Source organism: Salinisphaera sp. SPP-AMP-43, from assembly GCF_049568105.1.
Taxonomy (GTDB): Bacteria; Pseudomonadota; Gammaproteobacteria; order Nevskiales; family Salinisphaeraceae; genus Salinisphaera.
Genome location: NZ_CP145335.1, coordinates 3,586,512 through 3,610,008 on the forward strand (window position 1 = coordinate 3,586,512; position 23,497 = coordinate 3,610,008).

A 23,497-nucleotide genomic window follows, 5' to 3' on the forward strand; every position below is an offset into this window, starting at 1 on the left:
ATGAATATAGCGAAGTTTTATGGGGCACCGGCGCCCACCACGCGGCTCGTCGACTTCTGGCATATTAAAGCGACAACGACACAGCGCGGGGTGCGCCATGACATATGCGGTAACGCACATCGATTCACCGATCGGCCCGCTACAGGCTGTGGCCAGCGCCCAAGGCCTGGTCGCCATCGGCTGGCCGAACGCCGCCGCTCCGATTGCCCACCCGGCGTCGCTCGAAGCCCATGCCGACCAGCCTGTGCTGGCTGCGCTGGCCGAACAGCTCGAGGCCTATTTCGCCGGCCATCCGATCACCTTCGATTTGCCGCTGGACTGTGGCGGAACGCCTTTTCAGCACGCCGTATGGGCCGCTCTGCGCGCTATTCCTTATGCCCAGACACGCAGCTACAGCCAGATCGCCGCGGCCATCGATCGCCCCAGAGCCGCCCGGGCAGTCGGCGCTGCCGCCGGTAAAAACCCCTTGCCGGTCATCACGCCCTGTCATCGCGTGCTCGGCGCCCGTGGCGAGCTGACCGGCTTCGCCGGCGGCTTGGCGGCCAAGCAATACCTGCTTGGCCTCGAACACGGCCAACCCACCCTGGACCTGGCCGCCGGCGCATGATGTCGCAGGCCACCCGCGGGCCTAATCGAGATATCGTACGACCGTCGATTGGGACGGATGTCGAATGCAACCGGCACGCTTCGAACTGCCGTACCATGCAGCACACAACGATTTGTTGTCAGATCGTTGCCGACGGCCATGACTGATCAAAACGCGCCCAAAGCCACGCTCACGATCGAGAGCGCCGATCTGGAACGACCCGATACCCAAGCGCTGATCCACGCCCATTGGCAGGCCATGGCCGCCGCCTCGCCAGGCGAAAGCATGCACGGTCTGGATCTGGAGGCACTCAAAGCCCCGGACATTCGTGCCTGGAGTGCACGTATTGACGGCCAACTCGCCGGGTTCGGCGCCCTCTACGATCTCGGTGCCGCACACGGTGAACTGAAATCGATGCGCACTGCCGAGCCTTTCGCCCGGCGCGGCGTGGCCAGCGCGCTTCTAGGGCATATCCTGATTGCCGCCCGGGCCAGTGGCCTCACCCGTCTGAGCCTGGAAACCGGGTGCGGCCCAGCTTTTGCCCCGGCGCTGGCGTTCTATCGCAGCCAGGGTTTCGTCGAATGCCCGCCGTTCGGCGACTATACGGCCGACCCCGCCAGCATCTTTTTGACTCGGGATCTTGGCAGTTCACCGGCAGATTCATTGCCCGATAATAGGGCGCTATAAGAGTGCAATATGGTCGGGCCGACCGCACAATAGCGACAGTCTTTTCGTTGTTTTGATTTTCGATGTCCGAGCTATCTTCTGCCGGCGCCGCGACCGGGCGCCGGTTGCTGACCCTGGCCGGTCTGTTGCTGGTCGCTCTCAACCTTCGCCCGGCCTTGACCAGCGTTTCACCGGTGCTGAGTCGGGTCGGCGACAGCCTCGGCCTGGGCTCGGTCGGCGAAGGCGTGCTGACCACGATGCCGGTGCTCTGTCTCGGTCTGGCCGCACCACTGGCCCCGCGTCTGGCGCGTCGTCTTGGACCGGAACGGGCAGTGCTCGTGGTTTTGTCGGTGCTGGCCTTGGCCATGATCGCCCGGCCCTACACCGGCTCGACCGGCCTGTTCATCGGCACCGCGGTGGCCGGTGGCTGTATTGGCGTGATGGGCGTACTGCTGCCGGGGCTGGTCAAACGCGATTTTCCCGAACGCGTCAGCGTACTCACCGGGCTGTACACGATGGCGCTGTGCCTGGGCGCCGCAGTTGCCGCCGGTGCGACCGAGCCGCTGCGGCTGGCCTTTGGCGCCTGGCAACCCGCACTGGCGTTCTGGCTGACGCCGGCCGTGATCGCCGCCATTGCCTGGTACCTGCAGCTGCATCGACGCGCCCAGCCGGCCGGGCGCAGCCGGGTGCCGACGCGCCTGCACCGCGACCCGTTGGCCTGGCAGGTCACGGCGTTCATGGGCCTGCAATCGTCGCTGGCCTATACGGTATTCGGCTGGCTGCCCACGATCCTGGCCGATCGTGGCCTGACCCCAGTGGCTGCGGGCCTGGCGCTGTCGGTCTCGATCCTGATTCAGCTGGCCAGCGCGATCGCGGCCCCAGCCATTGGCGCGCGCATGCGCGATCAGCGCACCGTTTTAACCGGCGTAATGCTGCTCACCCTGGCCGGCCTCGCCGGCTGTCTGTATGCCCCGCTCGCCAGTATCTGGCTATGGGTAGTCGTACTCGGCCTTGGCCAAGGCGGCACGTTCAGTATGGCTCTGACGCTACTGGCCTTGCGCGCACCGAATGCCGAGGCCGCAGCTGCGTTGTCGGGCATGGCCCAGGGCGTCGGCTATGTCATGGCGGCCCTCGGGCCGCTGGCGGTCGGCCTAATCCACGACCTGGCCGGTAGTTGGGCGCCGATCGGGATCCTGCTGGGCCTGATCGGCCTGGCAGCGATTGCCGCCGGGCTGGGCGCCGGGCGCGACCGCGTGATCGCGGTACCAGCCGTCTGAGGCCGCCTATCGCACAACTCATGCGCTGGAACCGACCGAGCGTATTGTTGTTATGTCTTGTACTCGCGCTGGCCGGGCTACTGCTGGGCGGCTGTGTCAGCGCGCCACTGCCCGGTGCGACGCCGGCTGCCCCTGGCCGGACCCCGAGCTCGGCAATCGCCTATCCGGCGCCAGGGCCACCCTATGCCGCCACTGCAGCCGATCCCTTCTATCAGCAGCCGAGCCCAACACGGCTGACGCGCCTGGCGCCCGGGGCGCTGATCCGCTATCGGCCGATCGCGGCCCGGGCCTGGCGGATCAGCCATGTCCAGGCCCGGGCCTGGCAGTTCGTGTATCGCAGCACGAATACGCGCGGCCAACCGGTCGCCGATGTCGCGACCCTGCTGGTGCCGCCCGAGCCGCGCTCGCGGCTACTGTCGTATCAAGTGGCCTATGACGCGCTCGATGCGCGCTGTGCGCCATCCCAGGAAATCGTGCACGGTAGCCTGGTCGAGCAGTGGTTCGTTTCCAAGGCCCTGCGCCGGGGCTGGCCGGTGCTGCTGCCGGATTACGAAGGCCCGAACCAGGCGTTTTTGGCGGGTCGCCAAGCCGGCTATGCAGTACTCGATGGCCTGCGGGCCGCGCGACGCTTTGCAGCCGACGACCTAATCACACCAGAGACGCCAATCGCGCTCTGGGGCTATTCCGGCGGGGGCTATGCCAGCCTCTGGGCCGGGGAACTGGCCGCCAACTATGCCCCTGAATTGCCGATCGTCGGCATTGCCGCAGGCGGGCCGCCGGCCGATCTCGAGGGCTTGGCGCGGCATCTCGACGGCGGGATTTTCGCCGGCGTCTATTTCGAGGCACTGCTGGGTCTGGCTCGGGCCTATCCCCAGATCGATCTGGACCGATTACTCAATGACCGCGGCCAGCGCATGCAAGCCAAGCTCGCCGGCAGCTGTCTAGCCCAGGAACTGGCCGGCGTACGCGATCCGTTGCTCTCGGGCTACAGCTTTGCCGATATGGCCGACTACGTGCGCGTTGATGATCTACTGGCCGAACCGGCGGTGGCCACCGTTGCCCGAGCCAACCGGCTGGGCGGCCACGGTCTGCCAGCGCCATTGTTCTATTACCAGGCCCGGTTCGATCCGTTGATCCCACCCAATCAGGCCCGGACCCTGGCGCGGCGCTATTGTGCAGCCGATGTGGCCGTCGACTTCGACTGGGTATTCGGCGAGCACATCGTCGCAGCGCTGGCGAATGCCGAGCCGGCGATCGATTACCTTGTCGCACGGTTTGCCGGCCGGCCCGCCGACAACGACTGTCCGAATATCGCACAGCGCAGCACAGCGACGCCTTAAAGTCATCACGACCTCGTAGGCGGCGGCCTCCAATCGAGGTCGTGACACGCCATGGCCGCGCCGTCGTTCTGGCGCGAGCGCCGGAGCGCGGCATCGTCCGCGTTTGGTCTTACGGCGGCGATTGTTCGTATCGGTCAGCTCATGGACCATGCCGCCCTGCGAGGCTGCCAGTCTCAACCGTGGCGTGGCGTGCCAACTCGGGCCTTCCCGGTCACGCCGGGAGCCGCCCATCGAGTCGGCCCCGAATCACTTCTGACGGCGCTGTTCGTCCGTCCCGCTGCAATGCGGACCGGCAACAACGCCCGCAACCGGCGCTAGGGCATGTTGAGGTTTGGTGCGGTCCGCGCCAAGGGCTGTGGGGCAGCAAGCCAAGGTACCGCGAATGCAGCGTCGTCGCGCGACGTCCGTGAGCGATCACGTGGTATTGCAGCCCAACAACCGTTGTCTCGAAGGGTTGCGCCCCAATCGCGTCGAGCCGCGTGAGGCGCCTTGCCAGCCACGATTTGGGGCGGCCAAGCAGCACTCGAACGAAACCGCATTACGCCCTAGCGTTCGTCGAGCACGCGCCAGCCCTGGCTGCAGTCATCGCCTTCAACGGCGAACGACCACAGGCTGTCGTCGGATAGCCGTGTGAACGACAGCCAGCCGCCAGGGATGAACACGCCGGTATCCAGCCAGCGGGTATTGCCACAGGCCACCGCGGCCGGCATCGGCGTATGACCGAACAACACACGATCCACGCCGACCGCGCTGACCGAGCGACGTATCCAGCGGCTGCGGCCGTCGAGCCGTGCCTGGACGAGCCCGGCCCGTCGCCGGCTCCAGAGCACATGCTCGAGCATATTGCCCTCGCCTTCGGTCAACGCTGCGACCGCTTTCGCCCAGTCTCCATTGGGCAGATCGGCATGCACGATGCCGACCTGGCCGTTGCCGGGCAGCGCGATCTCCAAGGCATAGGGCATGGCCGCCAGCCACGGAATCAGTTCGGCCGCTGCCTCGGCCTCGAGCGCATCGAACCAATGCCCGCCGTTCTGATACCACAGCGCCCGCATGGCCGGATCGACATGGTCGCCGCCGACCGCATCCAGCAGCATCTGTTCATGATTGCCGCGCACCGCATGAAACCAGGGCTGGGCCAGAAATTCCGGTGCCCGATGGCTGTCTGGGCCGCGATCGATCAGATCGCCGACCGAGAGCAGCCGGTCGCGCTCGAAATCGAAACCGATACGCGCCAGCGCGCGTTCGAGCACATAGAAATAGCCGTGGATATCACCCACGACATAGTCTTCGCCGCGGGTGTTCGGCGACAACCGCTGGATGCGTTCAAGCGTCTGCATCGCGCCAGCATCCCATAGATCTCGGGCCGGATTGAACCAAGCCCTTAGTGCATAGGCCGCTCGATTAGACTCTCGAGCCGCCGTATTTCAAACTGCAATGGCTGGCCCGCGGCTTATTTATTAGTGAAACACTTACTCTGGATCGCGCTCGGCCTGCTAGGGATCGGCTACAGCTCGTCCAGCCTGGCCCGCTCGAACACGGCTTGCGATGCCGACACTTCGGCGCCAGTGGCCGGTTTTATCTGCGGCCAACCCGAGTTGCGCCGGCTGGAGCGACAGCTCGATCGTCTGGCCCTGCGCGCCCGCCAGGCGAATGGCCCAGCACTGGCTCGCGACCAGGCGAATTGGCAAGCCGAGACTGTCGCGACCGGCTGGCAGGCCTTGAGCCAGGATCTGCGCCCGCTACAAAACCTGCGCCAACGCTATCGGGCACGCCTGGCCTATTTACGCGCACGGCTCGACCCGCCGCCGGCCTCGAAGGCCGCCAACGCGATTCAACAGACGTCGGCGGCAATGTTGGGTTCTGCGCCGCCAGGGGCCGACGTGTTGGATATGCTGGCTCGCAGCGGCATCGCGCGCCCGGCCGAAGCATATGCCCCGCACCACCACGCTTCTCCCGTCGCCGCGCTCGATGCACTCGATGTTCGTGCCTCGCCGGCATTGCGTGATCGACTCGAACGCGAGCTGGGCAGCTTACATGTGACAAGCCGCGCTCTATGGGCGCCAAACGCGCATCTCGGCGTGGTGTATCAAACACAGGGCAGCGCCCACTGCTTCTATGGCGTCTGGTTCGTCGCGCCGGCCGGGCAACCGGCCCAGCCGATCAACACACCCAATCTGATCGACTCGGTCGAAGACGGCCGTTCGGCCTGCGGGTCGAGCTCGGCGCACTTGATGACTCTCCAGGGTCAACCTTATCTGCTGCGTCGCGATGCGATCTCGCTCGACCAAACCGATCTACAGATGCAGCCCTGGCAACAGGATCACTGGGGCCGTGCCGCGCATATCGTCTTACGCTTCGATCACCATCTGGGCGCGGCTCGTACCCTGCATCGCGATGATACCGACGACGAGTTCTGGGCCCGGCTGGCCGCGCCGCTGGCGCAGGCCTTCGACAAACATCCGGCCCCCGGCTTTACCGACGTCACATTATCAACAGCACAGCGCGTTCGCTTCGAGCGGATGCGCCAGCACGCCCGCGAATCAGGCGACGACGTCGCACCGCTGGCCGATACGGCGCCCGGCGGCGGGCCGATCGGCCCCTATCGCGGCTTCGCTGATTCGGCGGTGTATTTCCCGGCGCCCTCCTCGCAAGGACTGCTGCTGGGGCGTATCGGCCGAGGTCATATCGGCTGGCGTACCGGCTCGGATTGGCTGCTCGGATTCTGGCGCGAAGCCGCTAACGGCACCCTGCAACCCGCCGCAAGCGTCACCGTCGAACGCCGGCGCGGCGCCTTTCTCGGCGCGGCCGTCTTGCCACAGGCACCACGCAACTGACCTCGCCGAACGAGGCACCAACCGATTTAGTTATAAATAATACATTAATGCACAATGATGCCTTTTCAGCGCGCTGGGCTGTGGCAGACTTGATTACGACAAGGAAGCAAACGAGGGGCGCTTCGGTTACGGCGTCACCTCGTGCGGGCCTATAACGGCTTCGAGTGGTTCCGGACGGCGCACCGACAGCGATCGGTATCCACGCTGGGCACGAGAGGCAACCGCTGTGTCATCGACGCCTTCCAGACCGCCGATCCGTAGATCGACCGAACGGGCCCTATGGTGGGGCTGTGTCGTATTGTTGTCGATCTTTCTGACCACGATCCAGCTGGCGGCAACCAAGCCGTACCCGCTGACCGATTTCGATCGCGTCGTCTACATGCAGGCGGTCGAGCCGTTCCAGCATCGGGTGCTGGTGCCTGCGGCGGTGCGCTTTATCGAGCACTATATTCCGATCGGCCATCGACTGACCTTCGGGCTGATCGAGGTCACCGTCTGGATCATACTGTTTGCCCTGGCAGAGCGCGCGCTCCGACTGTTCGGCGTCGGCCAGGGCGAGGCCAAGCGCCGGCTGCTGGCGCTTTCTCTGGCCGTACCGATGGCGATCGTGACCCTGATGCCTGATCTACGGGTCGCACCGGCCTTCATTATCGATCGCGGCCGGCTCGAACTGGGCGAGTGGCATCTGCAGTACCTGTTCTATTACCCCTACGATCTGCCCGCCGCGGTCTTTACTTTGTTGCTGGTGCTGTTGATCATCGCCTGGTCACAGCGGCTGACCGGGCCGCGCTTGGCCCTGATCTGCAGTATTTTCACGATCGCCACCGTCAATCGTGAAACCACCATGTTCCTGATCCCAATGGCCGGCCTGTTGTTGCTACCGCACCAGCCGTGGACGACCATCCTCAAGGTGCTGGCGCTGTTGACGATCTTATTCGTGGCCGTCCAACTGCCATTGCACTGGATTTTCGCGGCGAACGTGAACCCGCATGCCTCGCTGGTCGGCGATCTCCCCTACGAACAACACTGGGCACAAAATCTGGCCCAGATGAGCCAGCCCTTTTATCTACTGGCCCAGTTCGTCCGCCTGGCCGGCGGTTGTCTATTGCCGGTACTGCTCTGGTGGCCATACGTCGATCCACGGCTCAAACGCGCGCTGATCGGCTTCGTGCTGCCGCTGGGCGTGATCGCGCTGTTCGCCGGGCGTCTGGTCGAACATCGTATCTTTGTCGAGATCGCGCCGCTGCTATGGCTGGCGGCCCTGTGTGCGATCCGCGGGCGCGTACATCAAAGTACGGCCGTACGCGTGACCGCGGCCGCGGACCGCCAGCCCTCTGGGGCTGCGATCAGCCAGGCGTATTCGGTCCACGCCGATCCACCAGAGTCAGGCGATCGTAATCCTTGACGACATACGCCGCTGGAATCACCCGGCCATGAAACGCCACATAGACGCCGGGCGCGAGCAGGCGCGCGGCCATGATCGCCTGGGCGACGTTCTGCAGGGCATCGCTGTCGGCCACGCGGAATGGCCGCATCGCGCCGGTCAAAACGATCGGTAGCGATACATCCGGCAAGGCCTCGGCCAACGCCCGGGCGGTATGGGCGAGCGTATCGGTGCCGTGCGTGATCAATACCGCGTCGCAGCCGTGCTCGGCGATACAGTCGCGGGCCGCCGCTACGACGGTCGCGCGTTCAGCCTCGCCCATCTCCAGCGAGTCCAGCATCATCACCCGCTCGACAGCGATCCGGATATCCGGCTGTTCCAGACGATCCAGCAGGCTGCGAAGCATGGGTTTGTCCAGCCTGAGGGTGCCGGCGTGGGCATCGTATTCTTTTTCGATCGTACCGCCGGTCGCCAACACGCTCAGGCGAAACGGCGAACCACAGCTCGATTGCATATCCATGGCGCTCGGCTCGTAAAACCGCCAGTTTAAGGCCTGCGGCTGAGCCAGACGATGCCGTTGATCGGCCGCCGGGCGCACCTTAAACGCATGGCGTTCGCCGGCGCGCAACGCTAGTATTCGCCTTCGCTGCCGAGCGGCCGTCGTTATTGTCCGAACACAGCGGGTCGGGCACGATCGCGTCGGCCAGGCAGGCTATGCGCCGCCATTTTTGCGGTGACGGCGATGGGGGACGCCACAGCACTTGATCTCGAATCCGAAATCGCGAACCGGGCTCGTCGAGCGCGGCCTCTGGTGGCTGGCCGCAACATTGATCGCGCTACTGCTCAGCGGCCTGCAACTGACCATCACCGCGCCCTATCGCTTGACCAGTTTCGAGCGCATGGCCCATTTCGCGGCCGTAGAACCGTTCCAGCACCGCGTGCTGGTGCCGGCGATCGCCGCCGCGATCCAGCGGATCGCGCCGCTGGGCGATCGGCTGGTCTTTGGCAGCCTCGAAGTGCTGAGCTGGCTGCTCCTGGTCGCGCTCGCCTATCGCGTCCTCGGCGTCTTTCGCATCACCACCAGCGAGACACTGCGCCGAGCGCTCGCGTTATCGCTCATGATCCCGCTGGCGATCGTAGTGCTGATGCCCGATCTATGGCTTACGCCGACTTTCCAACCGGGTGCCGGGCCGCTCGAGCTCGGCGACTGGGGCGCACGCACACTCTTCTATTATCCCTACGATCTGCCGGCCGCAGCGTTCACGCTGGCCATGCTCCTTGGCCTGATATCTTGGGCCAACCAGCCGAGCGTGTGGCGGTTGTTGGGCCTGGGGGCGCTGTTCGCGATCGCCACCGTCAACCGTGAGACCACGCTGTTTCTTATTCCCATGGCTGCGCTGATCCTGGCGCCAAGCGTGCCGGTCGCCCGCCTAGGCCTTGCCTTGGGCGCGCTGCTCGCGCTCTACGTGGCGGTACAATGGCCACTGCACTGGCTGTTCGCCGATCATGTCAATCCGCATGCCGGCCTGGGCTCGACCGACTACGAGATCCATATCTACGAGAACCTGCGGTTGCTGTCGCAGCCGTTCTATCTGCTGACCGCGCCGGTGCGATTCATGGGCGGCTGCTGGCTGGTGGTGCTGTTGTGGTGGGGCTATATCGAACGCCGCCTGCAGGCTGCCGTGCTCGGGCTGGTCGTACCGCTGGTGCTGGCTGGCCTGGTCATCGGCCGGATCGCCGAACACCGCATCTTCATCGAGGCCGTTCCGCTGCTGTGGCTGGCCGGCCTACAGGCCATGCGCGGCCGGATCGAGGCCGAACGACAGCCCTAGGGCGCGTGTCGCCGTATCGTAGCGGGCCACGCCCTAGATACGGAACGCCGCAGGGCGTGAGGGAGGGCCCAACCGAAAGCATACGCCCCCATCAATCAACGACCCGATGGCAACCCTGCGTTGTGGCCCTCTTCGCATAGCACGGCGCCCGGCCGCTCCGCCTTGTCTTGCCGCATTACAGCGCTTGGCGTGGACGCGGCCGATACATCCACAGGCCTTAGGTTGCGACATATCGCTTGGCGCTTATCTGCCAGGTGCCGCGCGGTCGGCTAGAAGTCGGCTAGAAGTCGGCTAGAGCCGCAACCGGCGCGCCTCACCGGCTCAGTCACGTTTGGCGGGATTGCCGGCAGGCTCGAACAGGATTCGTCTCGCGCCCGCGATCGAGCTGATCGGCCCGCCTTTGGGCGCGCTCGATGCTGTCGGTGACCTGCCGTGCCACCCAGTAATCGAGGGAGTCATGCTCGCAATACAAGATCGCCCCGTTGGCCGGGGCGCACGGATTGCGCATAAGCGACCACGTCGCGCTGTTCTCGGGGCACTCAACACGTACATCGCCGCGCGCATCGACGATCGGGCTGAAACCGAGCCGACGATAGCACCGCGCTGTCCTGGCCCGGCCGAGCCCGGACAGCGCGAGCTGATTGATCCGCCTAGCGCCCGGCTTCAGCCCGCCAAGGCTTGCCATACAAGGGCGATCGCTTCGGCCCCTGGATCGACGATGCCGGATAGCGCCTCGCTACGAACATAGGCCGAACGCCCGGCCCCGGCCTGTTCGATCTCGGCTGTATTGTCGGCGCCGCGGCGGGCGGCTTGGGCCGCATCGGCCAGCGAGCCTTCCTGTAGTGCCTCGATGGCCGGCGACAGCGCATCGAGCATGGTGCGATCGCCAACCGATGCACCGCCATAATCCTGCATGCGCTCGACGCCCGCGGCCAGCGCAGCAGCCGCGGGTTGTGCCTCGCGCAGCGCAGCAGCAGTGGCCGTGAATAGAATCGACAGCAATACGCCCGACGAGCCGCCCATGTCGCGGGCCAGAATATCGCCGAGTTCGTCGGCCAACAGAGCTGGATCGCCGGTCGACAGCCGATCGGCCTCCAGTGCATCGCCGATCGCCTGGGCGCCACGGGCAAAGGCGGTGCCGGTATCGCCGTCGCCGGTCTGGGCGTCCAGGTCGTCGAGCGCGGCGCGCGAATCGATCAGCGTCTGGACCGCGGCCCGAATCTGGTCCGCCCGGGCTGGGTCGCGTTCCCCGCTACCGGGCTCGCGGCCAGCGCCGAAATCGGGTTCGAAGACCGCCGGCTCGGCAACACTGCGAAAACCCGGCCAGCCGATGGCCTCGACATCACTGGCCAGCGCCTCGAGGGTCGCCTCGCTGGCCGGCAGCAACGTAATCGAAAAACCGTGCATGTTCATCGAACTCATCAGCGGCGCTGGCACCACGGCCGCCGCGACCCGGCCCGCTGGAAGCTGGGCCAGGGTCTGATCGAGCAATACCGCCATTTCTTGGGTCGAACAGCCGCCCAGATTGTTGATCAGCACGACCCAGCTGGCATCGCGACCATGGCGCTCTTCGGCTGCCTTGAGCAACGGCTCGAGCGCTAGCCGCACGGCATCGGCCGCATCGCTGGGATCGACCTCGCGTACGCCGGGCTCGTTGTGGATACCCAGCCCGAGCTCCGGCGGCCGGGGTTCTCGGCTCTGACCGGGCAAGCCGGCGCTGGATAACGACAGACCGATCGAAGCCAGCGCTTCACAGGCGTGGTTGGCCACCTCGGCCACGGTATCCAGATCGGCGCCGGCCGCGGCATGGTGGCCGGCGATCTTGTGCACCAGCACCGTACCGGCCAGCCCGCGGGCACCGACGTCTTCGGGCAGAGAAACATCGTCGGCCACGATCGCGGTCCGTACTTTGTAGCCTTCACGGGTAGCCCGCTCGGCCGCCAGGCCGAAATTGAGCCGATCGCCGGTATAGTTTTTGATGACCAGCAGACAGCCTGCTTCGCCGGTGACTTCACGGATCGCGGCCAGCACGGCCTCGACGCTCGGCGAAGTAAACAAATCGCCGGCGACCGCTGCAGCCAGCATGCCGCGGCCGACGAAACCGGCATGCGACGGCTCGTGGCCCGAACCACCGCCGGAGATCACGGCGACCCGATCGCCCTCGAACTCGCGATCGACGACCAGCCGAATACCGGCCTCGCGCCCGGTGATACGAACCGGGGCAATGCGTGCCAGGCCGGATAATCCGTCGTCGACGACATCGTCGGCGGCGTTGAAGAAATAGTCCATAAAGGCTCCGTTGTCTTGTCGATGCGCCGATTGCCAGCCGAAACCGATCCTTCGAAGGCCGATTCGACTCACCACAGGTCTAGGCGCGAATTATTATGCGGGTAGCGACGATGAGGCGAAATCGCCGCATGCAAGACCTGGCCACGTCGGCCAGGCCCAATCTGGCCCAATCTGGCCCAATCTGGCCCAATCTGGCCCAGGCTGGCCCAGCCTGGCCATATGACCACGCCCCGCGTCGGCCCCCGACGACGCTGCTCTTATCGGTCGTGGCCATAGGTTGGTCCGTTCGAGGCAGCGCTGCGTTCGTCGAAGCCGGCGTCGATGAGTCTGGCTATCGGGCATTGCCGGTAGCGGCTCTGGCGTTGTCCGAAGTATCGGCAACGGCCGGATCGGCCGAGGTTTTTAGAGCATAGCTGACGGCCGCGGCGACGAAATACAACACAGCGAACGTCCAGATGATGGTATCCATTTGATCCGTACCGCCCAGTACACCGATCAGGGCCGGCCCGATGAACTGCGACAAACCTGCGGCCAGGGTATAGATCGCCAACGCGTTGCCGGTATCTTTCGGGCCGACGGAAGACGGCATCAGCGCAGTCAGCGGTACGAAACCTGCCAGCCCGATCCCGAAGATCGCCCAGCACAGCACCGTCGGCCAGAACGCTGCCCCGAGCCAGAGCGGGACGTAGTACAACAATAGAATCCCGATCCCGCACATAACGCAGCCGAACCAGGTGATGGTACGTCGCCAACCGAAATAGTCGGCGATCACGCCAAAAAACAGATTGGCGAAAATATTGGTGGTGTAGACGATCGTCACGATCAGCAGATAGGTGCTCTGGCTGAAGCCGATCTTATCGACGAAAAACAACGGTGCGACCACGAACAAGGCGAAATTCGGGGTCGTGTTGACCAGCCGCACGAAGCCGCCGGCACTCACGCGCGGTTCGCGCCAGAGAATCGTCAGCCCTCGTAACAATTCCCGAAACTGTCCCCGGGAGGCCGCCACAGTCGGGCCAGCGTGCCTGCGATCACGAATCCCGACTAGGGCTACAACAGCACCGAGGGCGACCATTGCCAGCGAAATCCAGAACGTCATATATTCGCCCACCAACGGAATCGTGCCGCTGGCAACCAGCGAACCGAGCATCGGTAGGCCGGCGCCGAACACGAACCAGAACCAGCCTACCGAACTGCCGCGTTGATGCGCCGGCACGGCCGAGTTCAGCCAGACCAGAAAACCATAGGCGAAAAACGGATATCCCACCCCACGCAATGCATAGGTCGCGTAGATAAGCCACTCCGATTTCAGGCCGACCCCGATAGTCAGAAACACGATCTCGAGGGCAATCCAGTTCAAGGCGCCGATCAACATCACGCGTCTTGGGCCCCAGATCGTGGATAGGGTGCCGGCAAGCCAGGAGGCGATCGCCACGACGACGCCGTACAGACTGATAGCGTAAGCCGCACTGGACTGCGTAAAACTCAGATCGTCGACCAAGTAAGACGACAGATAGTTCGATTCGACGCCATCACCGATCATGAATAACAGTACGCCGATAAAACCGGCCAAAAGCACTTTCGGCATGCCTATTCGGCTTAACCAGTCGTTGTCGGACCTTGTTTCGGACATATCTCCTCCTGCAGGCCCGCGCTACGGGCGCTGTGTTTTACGTTTTATCGTTGGATCCGTTAAAGCCGTGGCCGGCTTTAACGGTTCGGAAGCCGCGTCTTACCTGCCTGCCGCGTCGAACGACAGGCTCCGCTCAGGCGCCAGTGCCACATCGCAGGCCCAAGCCGCTAACATGGCCGCTCCGACCGCCGTGACTTCTTGTTCCGGAATGGTCTGAACGGGAGTTTCAAGACATTGGCCTTTCAGGGCCATCCACCCCGGGGCTCGCGACCAGCCCCCGGCGGCATAGACCGATACCGGGCCGCACATACGACTCGATACGGTCGCCACGGCGTCGCGGCCCCGGCGTGCGAGAGCCCCCAGCACCGCAGATGCCTTGGATAAGGGCGCAATCGGCCGCTCCGACCGGTATCGGGGCTGCCCCCCACCGGTCCCGCCAGGTTCAAACAAATCCGAATGCAGATACTCGTCCGGCAGCTGATCACCGGCCGCAATGCGCTTGATCCAAGCCGCAACGTCGATTTCCTGGCTCGCCCACTCGATATTGCGGGCCAGCTCCGTTACCGAAAGCAGCGTCAAACCGCGGTGGGTGATTCCGGCAGCGATATCCAGATGTTTCGATGCCGGTAACGAGGAATGGCTCGACTGGCCGACTACGACCTCGGCCGTGCCCATGGAATCGAGGACCGCTTGGGCATCCAACTGGCTGACCCCCCAAGCGCCGACCGGATGATCATGTCCGCCGGCCACGACCACCGCGTTCGAATGCAGCACGCCGGCCGCCTGCAGGCGTGCCGATTGCACTGGCCCGAGTACGCTTCCGGCCGGTTTGACCGGCGGCAGACGCTCGGCTTTTCCGAGAGTGGCTTCAACATTGCGGTCGTGCCAGATCTGCCGGGTAACGCTCCAGGCTGCGGTCCGGGCCGCCAGCGTATCGCTCATGAACGGCGCTCCCGACCACCGCACGGCCGGATAATCAGTCAGCGCCACCCACGTTCTGGCCCGGGCGGCCCCAGGCTGGCCCATTGCCCAGGCCCAGCCCACCACCGTCCGGGCCGCATCCAGCGGCGTCCCGGTGTCGGGCAAATCAGCAAGACGCGGACGGATACTTTCGAACAGCCCGATACGCCGCGGATCGAACCAGGTCAGGACCGGGCCAAGCGGCTCGAGATCAGCATCCAGCAATACGCCGTCTTCGCCGATTCCGGCCACGGCGATCGAGTGCACGCAGAACCGATCGCCACAGGCCAGAATGATGAGACGCTCGACACTCTCCAGAATCTGGTCGGCATCGAGCGCCAGGTCATCGGCGCGCGGCGTCGGCCGGCATTCGCGTCGAACCACGGTGCCGTCCTCGGAAAGCAGCACAACCTTCATATTCGTGCTGCCAAGGTCGACGCCGCAATAAGTCGTGCTGCGCTCGGCATTGAGATGAGTCTTCGGCATACGTGTACCCGCCGCGGCCAGGGCCGGTTCAGTTGCTGAAAGACTTGCCCAGGGTGAGCTCGTGAATCTGACGCAACGTGCCCTGGGCAGCCTCTGGCTCACGTTGCCAGATATTACGACCCACGATGACGCCGCGCGCGCCGGCCCGAATGGTTTGTGCCACGGCATCGACCGTATCGGCGGGATTGCCCGACAACGGCCCGCCGGCGATCACCAGCGGCACCTGTAGTTCATCGACAAGACGACGCGTGCGCTCTTCGCCTGGGAAGGCGATTTTGATGATGTGCGCACCGAGATCGTAGGCGATCCGGGCAATTTTTTCTTCTTCTTCGATCACGTTATCGGTACGGGGCGCGCCGATCAGTACCGGCTCGAGCACCAACGGAATATCCCAGCGGTCACAGGCCGAAATGACCTGGCCCGCCCGCTTGCACAGCGCGACCCGCTCCGGGTTCGACATATTCCACGGAAACAGCATCTTGACCGCATCCACCCCCATACGCACCGCTTCCTCGACGGTGGTGATCAGATCATGCGAGCCGTCGCCGTCCAGCGAAGAGAACTCATAATAGGTATCAATCGTCAGCACCCGGGTCAGATGCGGATGCCGAGCAAAGAATTTCTCGGTCTGGCGTGCTTGCCCCGGCGTCAGCATGAACCCGGTGACCCCCTTGTCCTGCCAAGCGGCAAAAGGCGCGGACGGCGTTTCCAGACCCTCGATACGGTTGAAGATCAAACCATGATCCACCGGCATGATGATGGCGGCACGATCCTCGGGCAGAACCCGGTTCATTCGATAATTCATCGACACTGCGAGATACCTCGGCTTCAGAAATGAATAGAGCACAGCCGATAAATAAGTCGGCGGCACCAGCATTGTACGTACAGTACATACTGGTACGGACAGTAGAATCTGTCAGTTAGAGGGTCAAGTTCGACTTTCGAATAATAGGCAGCCTCGGGAAGTAGGCATGCGCAGGCTGTATCGGGCCGGTTTTAGTTTCACCCCACGGCGCACCAAGCGGATTCTAGATAGCGGGCCGGGCCCGGCGTCGTACAGGCCACCAATCGGCACAACCGACGCGGGATGCGCGTGGGGTCGACTCACCACGGACGCCGCCCACGCGGCGTGCACGATCCATCATCAGACCTCGCCTGGCGCGGCTTTCAGCCCCGGCGGTTGGCGCCGAAAGCCTCGGCTGTATCGATCGCCTACCACTTCTCCGCGATCGACTGTAGCGCGCAAATGCTTGACATCGTCGCCTGCTGTATCGCGGCATTCGACTAAAGACGACCTGTCGGTCGCAGCCGGTTAACGCATACGATCTGATCGTCGGTACTGTACGTACAGTTCGGACATTAGCGGTTGCATCGATCGTTCCGCCGACTTCGCGCTCGGCTCATGGAACGTCTGGCGTAGACCGCACACAACACCGCCGACCGCAGCCGGCCGGGGTGGACCAACAGACGCCAAAAAGGCGCAAACCATTGAGCGGAGGAGCCTCATGCAGCACCGAAAAACCCTGGCGATCGGCCTCGCCGTAGCCGCCCTATCCACCGGGCTGGCGGCCTGCAATTCGAGCCATGACGACGGCAGTCAAACGTCCGATGCGCTGAAGCTCGGCTATTCGCAGCCGCATACGGATCCATTCCAGAACGCAGAACAGAAAGGCGTGATCCGGCGCTTCAAGGCCGAAGGTTTCGACTATCTTCCAGCGACCAACGCCAATCGTGATGCGTCCCAACAGATCACCGACATTCGGACCCTGATCAATCGCGGCGCCAAGGGATTGGTGATTTCGGTCGGCGATGCCGATGCGATCGTCCCCGCCATCAAATATGCCAACGCCCAGCAGGTACCGATCGTTGCCATCGATGAGGCACCGGCCGGCGGCAAGATTGCGATGATCGTACGCGCCGACAATGTCGCGCTCGGCCGCAAGGCCTGTCAGGCGATGGGTAAGCGCGTGGCCAGCGGACAGACCGTACTGACGCTGGATGGTGACCCGGTGACCTCCAATGGTCGCGACCGCACCAATGGCTTCAACGATTGCATGCACCAGAACTTTCCGAAAATCAAACTGGTACACGTTGCGACCCAGTGGGATACCGCCAAGGCGGCATCGGGTCTGGAAACCCAGTTCAACCGCAATCCGAAGATCGCCGGCGTCTACGTTCAAAGCGACGCAACCTTCTATCCCACCGTGGTCCAGACCATGAAACGCATCGGTGCTCTGCACCAGACCGACCACCCCGGCCATGTGACACTGATTTCTGTCGACGGCAGCCCGCTGGCACTGAATGCGATCCGTGACGGCTATCAGGACGCTGCCATCGACCAGCCGATGGTGGGCTATATCAACTACGGCGTGAAATATCTGGTCGCCGCCATCAAGGGCCAGACCTTCCAACAAGGCCCGACCGATCACAACAGCGACATCGTGGACTACAAAGGCAATCTCGCCGACCAGCTGCCGACCCCGGTGGTGACTGCCGACAATGTCGACGACGACGGGCTTTGGGGGAACCAATCGTTCGCCAAGAAGGCGTTCGCGACCCAGTAATCCCGCCATGTCATCCACAACATCCAATCAGCTCGGGGCGGCGGTCACGCTGTCGCATATCAGCAAGCGCTACGGCGCGACCCAAGCGCTCGACGACGTCTCGTTCTCGATCCCGGCCGGCAGCACGCACGGCCTGATCGGACGCAACGGTGCCGGTAAATCCACGCTGGTGCGCATCATCACCGGTTTGGAAACTCCGGACTCCGGCTCGATCCAGTTGTTCGATGCACCGGCCGACGCCGACAAGACCGGCGCCGGCCTGCACGGGACCGTGGCCTGCGTATACCAGCGACCGCCGTTGTTTCCCAATCTCAGCGTGGCCGAGAACATGTTCATCAACCGCCAGCCGGTGGCTGGCACCGGGGCGATTTCCTGGGCGCGTATGAATGCGCAGGCCGAGGCCAGCCTCGCCGAATGGGATATCTCGGTCGATCCCCGGGCCGCGCTGGCCGATATCCCGATCGACCAGCGCCAGATGGTTCAGATCGCACGGGCGCTGAATTCGGGCAGCCGAATCATCCTGCTCGATGAGCCGACAGTACAGCTCGATGGCGGCGCCGCCGAGCGCCTGTTCGCCAAGCTGGCCGAGCTCAAGGCCCGTGGAGTGACCTTCGTACTGGTCTCGCATTTCCTCAAGGAGATCGAACAAGCCTGCGACGGCGCGACCGTGCTACGCGACGGCCAGCTGTTATGGAGCCGCACCGCCGAACGCATCGACGAATCCGACCTGGTCGAAGCGGTACTGGCCGGCCAGGAGAAAAAACAGTTCCGTCTGTCCGCCCGAAGCAACGATGCCGCCCGGCCACCGCGCCTGCGGCTCGCCGGTCTGACCGATCAGTCCGGCGTCTTCGAGAACGTCTCGTTCGACGTCGCCCCCGGCGAGATCGTTGCGATCGCGGGGCTCGGCGGCTCGGGGAAATACGAAATCGGTGCAACCATCGTCGGCCTCCGATCGCCCCGCGCGGGCCACATTGCCGTAGACGACGTGCCGGTCGCACGCGGGTCGGTCATGGCCGCACTGCGTGCCGGCATCGGTTTCGTACCGGCCGATCGACACGCCAACGGCTACGTACCGAATCTAAACGTGGCCGAGAACATGACGATGACGATCACCGACCGCATCGCCACGGGCGGATTTTTTTCGCCTCGGCAACAGCGCGATATCGCCCGGTCCTTAATCGATGATGTCGCCTTGGTGCCGCCCGACCCTGAACTCCAGGTCAACGGCCTGAGTGGCGGCAACCAACAGAAGGTCGTGCTGGCCCGGGCCTTGGCCCGCGACCCGAGCACGCTGGTACTGATTTCGCCGACCGCCGGGGTCGATATCGCCGCCAAGAACGCGATCTACGATCTCATCGAAGCCGCCCTGGCCCGTGACGTGGCCATCGTGCTGATTTCCGACGATGTAGACGAACTGCTGATCAGCCCGCGCGTTCTGGTCATGGACCACGGCAACCTCGTGGATGAACTCGCCGAGCCGGACGAACAACGCCTGGTGCGTGCGATCGAACGAATGGACGAACAATGAATACACCGACCCGAGCCTCGAAACGACAGACTTCCACCCTAGCCATGCTGGGGCGCAACGTACGCGAGCTGAGCGTGCTGCCCGGCCTGCTGCTGATCCTGGCAATCGGCGCTTTCGTCAGCAGTGCTTTTCTGACCGTGCCGAATCTCATGCTCATCCTGCGCCAATCGGCCGAACTCGGGATCGTGGTGGTTGGGCTGACCTTCATCCTGCTGACGAGCAAGCTCGATATTTCGCTGGAATCCACGGTCGGGTTAGCACCGATGGTCGCAGCCTGGCTGATGCTCTCGCCGGCTCTGGGCGGTCTCGGCACCGAACTAGGCCCGGTCGCCGGCATCGCCATTACCCTGGCGGTCGGCGCCCTAATCGGGCTCGTCAATGGCGTACTGGTGGTCAAGATCGGCCTGGATTCGTTCATCGTCAGCTTGGCCATGCTGATCCTCTTGCGCGGGCTCACGCTCGGCATCAGCCAGGGCCGAACGCTGGCCTCATTGCCGGACGCCTATACCTATCTCGGTACTGCAGAATGGCTGTATGTACCGGCCGCCGTCTGGCTGATGGCGATTCTGGCAATCGGCGGCGGCCTGGTTCTCAAATACCACCGCTGGGGCCGTGCGCTGTATGCCATCGGCGGCAATATCGATGCCGCCCGCGCGGCCGGCATTCGCGTGGACCGCGTACTCATCCTCGCCTTCGTGATCGCCTCGATGCTTGCGGCCTTCGCCGGCATGCTGCTGGCCGGACGCCTGTACTCGGTAACGGCGGCCATGGGCCAGAACCTGATCTTTTCTGCCTTGGCTTCGGCCGTGATCGGCGGCGTTCAGCTTACTGGCGGCCGCGGCCGCATGTTCGGCGCCATCATGGGCGTTCTGCTTTTGGGTACGCTGACCAACGTGCTCACCCTGGCCGGTGTGGCCACATTCTGGATCAATGCCTTCTATGGCGCCGTCATCTTGCTGGCGCTTCTGATCGGGCGCGTGGCCAGCGGCCAGCCCAGCGCTCGCGTTTAAACCGGAGATTTCAACATGAACACGAGCACTCTCTTTGACGATTTGAGCCGCCGCGTCGTCGCCGAACTGGGCACGGTCTTCAATGCTACCGACGGGCGTCAGCTCGACCGCGCCCTCGATGCCATTCTCGACGCGCCGCGGATCTTCGTCCTCGGCATCGGGCGCGAAGGTCTGGCGTCCAAGGCATTCGCCATGCGCCTGACGCATTTCGGCAAAACCGTACACTGGGGCTGGGACGACACCACCCCGGCCGTCACCGCCCAAGATCTGTTCATTCTGCCGAGCGGGCCGGCGAATATCCCACATCTGCATTATATTGCCGGCGAAGTGAAAAAGACCGGCGCGACGCTGCTGGTCGTGACTGCAGTGCCGGAAGGCGAGACCGCCCAACTCGCCGACGTGGTCCTGCACCTGCCGGCCAAAACCTACGGCGCCGACGACGAATCGATGGTTCCTACCTTCCAACCCATGGGCAATCTGTTCGAACAATCGCTGTTTGTGTTCTACGATCTACTGGTCATGCTACTGGTCGAGCGCAGCGGCGTGCATTACAACGATATGATCGCCCGGCATCGCAACTTCGAATGATGGTTGCCCGATGTCGGGCCTCACCAGACCCCAAAGCAACCGGAATCGATGATCGATCGCCACTCTCCTATTCCCTTCTATCAACAGCTGGCCGAACGACTGAAGGAACAGATCGATCGCGGCGAGATCGGGGTCGGCACCCGTCTGCCCAGCGAGAATCGGCTCTGCCAGGAGTACGGCCTGTCGCGGGCGACCGTGCGCCAGGCCTTTCGTGCCCTCGAGAGCGACGACTACGTCGATCGCATCAAAAACCGCGGCGTGTTCGCGAAACAGCCCACCGAGCAGACCGGCTGGGTGATTCAAAACACCCAGGGTTTTCTGGAAAACGCACTGACCCATCAGAACCGCGCAGTGACCACGCGCGTACTCGAGGCCGGCATCGTCACCCTGCCGGATTTCGTCTGCGATGCCCTCAGCCAGCCACGCTACACCCAGGGCCATCGGCTGGTACGGCTGCGGCTGCTCGACGACACTCCGGCTCTGTACAGTAAGAATTTCAGCCCACCGGCATTGATTCCGATCATCACTGCTGCGCACGACGTGCTATCGGGCACTGCGTCGTTCTCTTCACTGATGAGCAGCTCAGGCTATCGGGTAGCCGGAGCCCGCCGAGTAGTCCGGGCACGCGGCGCACCAGCTGAGATCGCGGCCCAGCTGGATATTGTCGAAGGCGCCCCGGTGCTCTACGTACAGTCCACATCCTGGAATAAACGCCAGGAACGCTTCGATTTGTATGAGACCTGGGTCCGTAGTGATGTAGTGCCGCTAGAGGTCAATGTCGACTCCATAGACTGACCGGGCGCGTAGCGGCCATCCAACGGTTGATCATCAGTGCTGCCAGCATCAACAGCGAGCCGGCCGCCAGCCGCGGGATATCGGCATCGTGGTTCCAAATCAGCAGATTCACGGTCAAACCAGCCGGAATCAGGGCGTTGTTCATCACTGCCAGAGTTCCAGCATCGACTTTCGGCAGACCACGATTCCAGGCGTAGTAGCCCAGCCCCGAGGCACCGAGACCCAGCCATACCAGCACGCCCCACTGGGTCGTCGTAGTCGGCAGCGCGTCGTGGTCGCCAAACACGGCATAGAGCATCGCCGCCAGCGGCCAGGCACCGATGAAGAACCAGCCGAACTGGGCATGCAGGGGTACACCGGCCGGTAGATAAGGCACCAAACGACGATAGCCGACCTGGCCGATCGCAAAACAGAGATTGGCGCCCTGGACCAGCGCAAACCCCAGCCAGACGTTCTCGCCCACCTCGGTATAGCGGATCACCGTCGCACCGACCACGGCCAGCACCGCCGCCGCCAAACAGCGCAGCCGGAACCGGCCGGCCAACAGATCGTCCAGCACGCTGATATAGATCGGCGTGAGTACCGAAAACAGCAGCACTTCCGGTACGCTCAGAAATTCGAACGATTGATAGAAGCACAAATACATCAGCCCGATCTGGACCGCACCGACCGCCATCAAGCCGAGAGCGGCCCGGCGCCCGGTGGCCACCGGACGCAGCAGCGGCGCGAATACCAACGCAGCCAGGCTCAGCCTGACGAGCACGGCGAAATAGCTGTCTACCTGGCCGGACAGATAAACCCCGATCAGACTGAACGAAAACGCCCAGAGAACGGTAACGGCAACGAGATAACCCATGTCGACGACAGCGCCTGCCTGCGAAAGCGACCTGATTATACGGATCTGGCAACAGCTGGCCGCGCTGCGCCGACTGTCGTTCGTGGCCCGGCCGGGCCCAGGCTCGACCACCGGCTGGTCCGGCCGAGGCCAGGCCGAGCTGAGCCCCGAGTCGGCGGGCGCCGATTGGCGCCTAGTCGAACGTGGCCGCTTCCAGCCGGCCGGCGCCGCCCGAGACGTGGCGTTTCATAACATCTATCGCTGGCAGCGTTTAGCCGATGGCCTGGCGCTATCGCATGAACGGTTCGGCACCGACGCTGCCGTATTCCTGTTCGAGCTGGTCGATGACGGGCAGGGCCGGCTGGTCAGCCGGGCCGGCCACCACTGCGGCGCCGACGTCTACGCGGCCCAGCTGGTGCCGATGGCCGACGGCTTCACCCTGGACTGGACGATCCGCGGCCCAGCCAAGAACGAACGGCTGTATTACCACTACTCGACGCACAGCCCAGAACCTGCCAACGACAAACGCCCACGCCATGTCTGACCAACCCCGCATCACGCTCGAACCGCTAGCACGCCCGGTCGAACTCCATTACGAGCGCGCCCGCATTGCCAGCAGCGACGATGTTCTGTGCCTGGCCGAGCACGGCTATCCGCCGCGGCTGTATCTGGCCGACCTGGCGTGGGCCGACGCTCGGCTGGTCCACTCGAGCACGCGTACCCACTATCCGTTCAAGGGCGACGCGGTCTATTTCGATCTGCTGATCGGCCGCCACCGGCTGGCTGATGCCGCCTGGTGCTATCCCGAGCCGATCGCCGATATGGCGGCCCTGGCCGGGCGCCTGGCCTTCGATCATCCGGCCCTGGAGATCACGTGATTCGGCGCGCTC

At 64.0% G+C, this 23,497-nt stretch carries 22 protein-coding genes; 14 read left to right on the forward strand and 8 right to left on the reverse strand.

Translation table 11 applies throughout. From position 1 onward, the window contains the following. Window positions 1-97 precede the first annotated feature (97 nt). The 4 genes from V5738_RS15465 (at window position 98) to V5738_RS15480 (ending at window position 3,869) form a co-directional block, all read left to right on the forward strand. Window positions 98-607 carry a methylated-DNA--[protein]-cysteine S-methyltransferase gene (locus V5738_RS15465; RefSeq protein WP_423821710.1) on the forward strand — a complete coding sequence of 170 codons (510 nt, stop codon included), beginning with the start codon at window positions 98-100 and terminating at the stop codon, window positions 605-607. Window positions 608-745: 138 nt separating this feature from the next. Then, window positions 746-1,273, forward strand: a complete 528-nt coding sequence (locus V5738_RS15470; protein WP_423821711.1) for a GNAT family N-acetyltransferase — start codon at window positions 746-748, stop codon at window positions 1,271-1,273. A gap of 62 nt (window positions 1,274-1,335) precedes the next feature. Then, window positions 1,336-2,529: a CynX/NimT family MFS transporter gene (locus tag V5738_RS15475; RefSeq protein ID WP_423821712.1), complete on the forward strand. Its 1,194-nt coding sequence runs from the start codon at window positions 1,336-1,338 to the stop codon at window positions 2,527-2,529. Window positions 2,530-2,549: 20 nt separating this feature from the next. Further along, entirely contained in the window at window positions 2,550-3,869 is a 1,320-nt protein-coding gene (locus V5738_RS15480; protein WP_423821713.1) for a lipase family protein, read from the forward strand. 545 nt (window positions 3,870-4,414) lie between these two features. Here V5738_RS15480 and V5738_RS15485 read toward each other — a convergent pair. Next, window positions 4,415-5,206, reverse strand: coding sequence for a metallophosphoesterase (locus V5738_RS15485; protein ID WP_423821714.1), 792 nt, complete (start codon window positions 5,204-5,206; stop codon window positions 4,415-4,417). Between the two features lie 123 nt (window positions 5,207-5,329). On the opposite strand from V5738_RS15485, the gene V5738_RS15490 reads away from it, so the two are divergent. Together V5738_RS15490 and V5738_RS15495 are read left to right on the forward strand one after the other, a co-directional pair. Then, window positions 5,330-6,703, forward strand: coding sequence for a hypothetical protein (locus V5738_RS15490; protein WP_423821715.1), 1,374 nt, complete (start codon window positions 5,330-5,332; stop codon window positions 6,701-6,703). A gap of 226 nt (window positions 6,704-6,929) precedes the next feature. Then, window positions 6,930-8,108: a hypothetical protein gene (locus V5738_RS15495; protein WP_423821716.1), complete on the forward strand. Its 1,179-nt coding sequence runs from the start codon at window positions 6,930-6,932 to the stop codon at window positions 8,106-8,108. Here the strand turns inward: V5738_RS15495 and V5738_RS15500 are convergent. Next, on the reverse strand, window positions 8,050-8,607 hold the full coding sequence (locus tag V5738_RS15500; protein WP_423821717.1) for an asparaginase: 558 nt from the start codon (window positions 8,605-8,607) through the stop codon (window positions 8,050-8,052). The genes V5738_RS15495 and V5738_RS15500 overlap by 59 nt on opposite strands. 241 nt (window positions 8,608-8,848) lie before the next feature. Between V5738_RS15500 and V5738_RS15505 the strand changes: the two genes are divergently transcribed. Continuing rightward, window positions 8,849-9,919, forward strand: a complete 1,071-nt coding sequence (locus V5738_RS15505; protein ID WP_423821718.1) for a hypothetical protein — start codon at window positions 8,849-8,851, stop codon at window positions 9,917-9,919. Between the two features lie 325 nt (window positions 9,920-10,244). Here the strand turns inward: V5738_RS15505 and V5738_RS15510 are convergent, their stop codons facing one another. The 5 genes from V5738_RS15510 to V5738_RS15530 form a co-directional block, all read right to left on the reverse strand. After that, window positions 10,245-10,604 carry a hypothetical protein gene (locus tag V5738_RS15510; RefSeq protein WP_423821719.1) on the reverse strand — a complete coding sequence of 120 codons (360 nt, stop codon included), beginning with the start codon at window positions 10,602-10,604 and terminating at the stop codon, window positions 10,245-10,247. After that, a complete protein-coding gene (locus V5738_RS15515) occupies window positions 10,583-12,208 on the reverse strand; it encodes a dihydroxyacetone kinase subunit DhaK (RefSeq protein WP_423821720.1) in 1,626 nt (541 codons plus the stop codon). The genes V5738_RS15510 and V5738_RS15515 overlap by 22 nt, the downstream gene beginning before the upstream one ends. A gap of 331 nt (window positions 12,209-12,539) precedes the next feature. Continuing rightward, window positions 12,540-13,841 carry an MFS transporter gene (locus V5738_RS15520; RefSeq protein WP_423821721.1) on the reverse strand — a complete coding sequence of 434 codons (1,302 nt, stop codon included), beginning with the start codon at window positions 13,839-13,841 and terminating at the stop codon, window positions 12,540-12,542. A 99-nt stretch (window positions 13,842-13,940) separates the two neighbouring features. Then, window positions 13,941-15,287, reverse strand: coding sequence for an FGGY-family carbohydrate kinase (locus V5738_RS15525; RefSeq protein WP_423821722.1), 1,347 nt, complete (start codon window positions 15,285-15,287; stop codon window positions 13,941-13,943). Between the two features lie 28 nt (window positions 15,288-15,315). Continuing rightward, on the reverse strand, window positions 15,316-16,092 hold the full coding sequence (locus V5738_RS15530; protein WP_423821723.1) for a class I fructose-bisphosphate aldolase: 777 nt from the start codon (window positions 16,090-16,092) through the stop codon (window positions 15,316-15,318). A gap of 700 nt (window positions 16,093-16,792) precedes the next feature. Between V5738_RS15530 and V5738_RS15535 the strand changes: the two genes are divergently transcribed. From V5738_RS15535 to V5738_RS15555, 5 genes are read left to right on the forward strand one after another with little or no spacing between them, the layout of a single operon-like run. Then, complete coding sequence (locus V5738_RS15535) at window positions 16,793-17,851, forward strand: sugar ABC transporter substrate-binding protein (RefSeq protein ID WP_423821724.1); 1,059 nt, start codon at window positions 16,793-16,795, stop codon at window positions 17,849-17,851. A 7-nt stretch (window positions 17,852-17,858) separates the two neighbouring features. Beyond that, window positions 17,859-19,379 carry a sugar ABC transporter ATP-binding protein gene (locus tag V5738_RS15540; RefSeq protein ID WP_423821725.1) on the forward strand — a complete coding sequence of 507 codons (1,521 nt, stop codon included), beginning with the start codon at window positions 17,859-17,861 and terminating at the stop codon, window positions 19,377-19,379. Beyond that, window positions 19,376-20,389, forward strand: a complete 1,014-nt coding sequence (locus tag V5738_RS15545) for an ABC transporter permease (RefSeq protein ID WP_423821726.1) — start codon at window positions 19,376-19,378, stop codon at window positions 20,387-20,389. Before V5738_RS15540 ends, V5738_RS15545 begins: the two co-directional genes overlap by 4 nt. Window positions 20,390-20,404: 15 nt before the next feature. Continuing rightward, window positions 20,405-20,977 (forward strand): SIS domain-containing protein, encoded by a 573-nt coding sequence (locus V5738_RS15550; protein ID WP_423821727.1) that lies wholly within the window; start codon window positions 20,405-20,407, stop codon window positions 20,975-20,977. Between the two features lie 48 nt (window positions 20,978-21,025). Next, window positions 21,026-21,772: a GntR family transcriptional regulator gene (locus V5738_RS15555; RefSeq protein WP_423821728.1), complete on the forward strand. Its 747-nt coding sequence runs from the start codon at window positions 21,026-21,028 to the stop codon at window positions 21,770-21,772. On the opposite strand, the gene V5738_RS15560 is transcribed toward V5738_RS15555, so the two are convergent. Next, window positions 21,750-22,628: an EamA family transporter gene (locus tag V5738_RS15560; RefSeq protein ID WP_423821729.1), complete on the reverse strand. Its 879-nt coding sequence runs from the start codon at window positions 22,626-22,628 to the stop codon at window positions 21,750-21,752. The genes V5738_RS15555 and V5738_RS15560 overlap by 23 nt on opposite strands. Here V5738_RS15560 and V5738_RS15565 point away from each other — a divergent pair. Continuing rightward, a complete protein-coding gene (locus tag V5738_RS15565; protein WP_423821730.1) occupies window positions 22,627-23,151 on the forward strand; it encodes a DUF6314 family protein in 525 nt (174 codons plus the stop codon). The two genes, V5738_RS15560 and V5738_RS15565, sit on opposite strands and share 2 nt — an antisense overlap. Continuing rightward, window positions 23,144-23,485 (forward strand): DUF427 domain-containing protein, encoded by a 342-nt coding sequence (locus V5738_RS15570; protein WP_423821731.1) that lies wholly within the window; start codon window positions 23,144-23,146, stop codon window positions 23,483-23,485. The genes V5738_RS15565 and V5738_RS15570 overlap by 8 nt, the downstream gene beginning before the upstream one ends. Window positions 23,486-23,497 lie beyond the last annotated feature (12 nt).